The organism is Microcoleus sp. S13_B4 (assembly GCF_036700885.1).
Classification (GTDB): Bacteria; Cyanobacteriota; Cyanobacteriia; order Cyanobacteriales; family Microcoleaceae; genus Microcoleus.
Genome location: NZ_JAUBPU010000055.1, coordinates 1 through 2708 on the forward strand (window position 1 = coordinate 1; position 2708 = coordinate 2708).

Sequence of the window (2708 nt, forward strand, 5' to 3'; positions counted from 1 at the left end):
GCGATGACTCTCGAACGCACCAGTTCTTAACCCAGGCCACGTAATATGCGATCGATATATTCAGCAAGCCCTACATACTTCCCGGCGGTGCTGCCCGCATCGGTTGTCGGTACTGGCTAGTTTTGCTAAAATTTGATAAAGTTTGCAATAGCGATCGCAACTGCCAGATTAGCCAAGTCCCAGCAATCATAGGAGATACATTATGTCGGAAATTCCAGCAGAACAAACACAAACAAACTTGACAACTCCAGAAATAACTACCGACAGCTCAATTTCGGGAGTGGAAAACGTGAAAAATAGTTTGGGAAACGTCCTAAATAGTTGGAAATTGAAAGTAGGATTAGCAGTTGCTGTACTTTTGGGAGTTTTGCTATTTGCTTTCTACTGGCAGCATATGATTGCAGTGGTAGGTATGAAGAGTTGGTCGGCGCGATCGGGAGCTAACCCGATCGAATGTATGGTAAGAGATACTAATAACGACGAGTATGTCAGTTGCAGCGCCCTCCTCGACCAGCAGATTGTCCCTCTTGAGTGCAGTTCGAGTTTGTTCAACATCGGTTGTCGAGTCAATTACGGAACTGCGGCCCCAAATCCGAGACAGACCAACCCTAGATAGAGCATCTGCGGGTTAGACATAATTGTTCAAGGAACAGATTTGCTACTTAAAATATGGGAGTTACAAAAAAATCTCACCGTGAAAATATTCCAGCAATAAAGAGGGGAAAACTCTTGTTTTTATTGTTGTAAATTAGCAGGTAAGTAGGCTTACCTGCTATTGCCATTAGGTAATCTGTGATAGATGATGTGCGGCAGTATATTGGCGATGCGAAGGTTTTGGATGATATTAATTGGGTGGTGATGAAACAGAAATAGAGTTCCAAACCCCCGATCACACTCGGCGGTTGGAGATATCTTCAGGGGGGAAGCCGCCCCCAACCGCCCCAAGGAAACATTGCTCCTAAAGTAGAAACTTTCGTCCCTAAGAAGCGGAGACTGAAAAATAAAAATAGCAGCTTACCAAGGGCTTCCGATCATGGTGAAACTACTCCAGTAGTAAGGATGAGAAAAATTTTGGTTTCCTTGTTGTAAATTAGCAGGTAAATTTAATTTGCCGCCTGTTGTCACCAACTGCCCGTTTTCCATCCGAACTTTACCAGCAATCATCGCCTGTTGAGCAAGTTGCAGAGTTTCTGCCTTAGTTGTGGTTCCTTGCAACTGGTGGTAAAATTCGCTCATCAGCCCCAAAGTGCCTCCATCGTCAACATACCACAAACTCCCTAAAGCAGATTTTGCGCCGGATTTTACTGCTAAACCTCCAAAACCTAACTCTGCTTCCCGATCACCCACAGCAGTTCTACAAGCACTCAATACTAACAAGTCTACCTGCGGATTGCGCCAATTCAAACTCTCCATGCGATCGAGCTGCAATTGGGAATTCCACAGTTGAATGTAGGAATTGCTCGGTTTTCCTGGTTTGAATTCAGCGTGAGTTGCTAGATGAACGATCCGAAATCCTCCCTTGGCGTGTTCCGAGTTGAGATTATCTAAAGTGAAAGTGGAATTGAGGAAAGATGGGCCGTGCCACTGAGCCGCAATCGCCTGCAATTCGATCGGCACACTGGGCAATGGCTGTTGGTCCACAAATTCCGACCTTCCCATTGCTAGCACGGTGGCGTCTCTAACAGCTTTATAATCGGTATTAGTCGAACTAAAACTTGGAATTAGGCTGAAACTGTATTTTTCAATCAAGAAGCCTTTACCGTCGTGTAAAGCGGCAAAGGGCAGGCTTCGCAATCCGGGATCGACTGACAGTAATAAAGTTTGAATTCCTAAGTTTTGTAAGTCTTTTTCTAGGGGTGCGATCGCCCATTTATATAATTGCTGGGCGGCGGCTAGATAAGTGGTAGTATCGCGTTTCGCTGGATTGGTGATTTCATTGCGGAACTCTTGGACGGTGGGGGAAAGAGCTGCTCTGTTGGCTTCTGGGACGCTGTAGTGAATCGGCCGCCCCACGGGAGGAACTAAAATTAGTTCCAGTCGATCTTCTCGCGAGACTATGTAGATAATACCAGACCGCTTGCCGGTTTGCTGTTCGATATTTTTTAAAGTTTGTTGAAAGGTCGAAATCAAGACATTTTTCTCTGGGAGGTTGGCTTTTACCCCCAAGTATTCTCCAAATTCTTGATTCCTCATTTCTTCAATTCCCCAGACTATATTCTGTATGTCGTTGACTTCAAAAAGTCGATCGGGAGGCGGGGCGTACCCCAGAACTAAATTAGCACTAGGGTTGACTGGTGGCGCTGTTTTGCTGCTAACTTTTGGCTGTGGGTAGCCCGGGGGCAACTGACTGGTGATACTTTGATCGATGGTTAAAACTCGATCGGCTGCTACACCGGGATTGTCTAGCGGTGGAATTTTGCGGCGTTGAAAGTCTTCTGAATCAGGGGTTGAAGATTCTCCTTGCGGTGTGGGTGTATCGGCGGCTGTGGGCGATGTTGGTGCTGTCACAGGTGCGGGCACTTGTATTTCCGTAGGATCGATCGGAGTGGGAGTGACACTTGGAGTTGGAGTGGGAGTGACACTTGGAGTGGGAGTGACACTTGGAGTGGGAGTTGGAGTTACTAGCGGAGTTGGAGTGACACTTGGAGTGGGAGTTGGAGTTACTAGCGGAGTTGGAGTGACACTTGGAGTGGGAGTTGGAGTTACTA

Annotated in this window: 2 protein-coding genes; one reads left to right on the forward strand and one right to left on the reverse strand. The window is 46.6% G+C overall.

Annotated elements, in window-relative coordinates; all coding sequences use genetic code 11:
* Nucleotides 1-202: 202 nt before the first annotated feature.
* The gene (locus QT994_RS21940; RefSeq protein ID WP_333050451.1) at nt 203-616 is read left to right on the forward strand and encodes a hypothetical protein; all 414 of its coding nucleotides are present in this window, start codon (nt 203-205) and stop codon (nt 614-616) included.
* A 398-nt stretch (nt 617-1014) separates the two neighbouring features.
* Here QT994_RS21940 and QT994_RS21945 read toward each other — a convergent pair.
* The coding region (locus tag QT994_RS21945) for a CHAT domain-containing protein (protein WP_333178115.1) at nt 1015-2708 on the reverse strand (1694 nt) is incomplete at its 5' end.

What these genes read in the sequence shown, in the direction of transcription:
- QT994_RS21940 (WP_333050451.1), top strand. Translation starts at nt 203, where the DNA reads ATGTCGGAAATTCCAGCAGAACAAACACAAACAAACTTGACAACTCCA.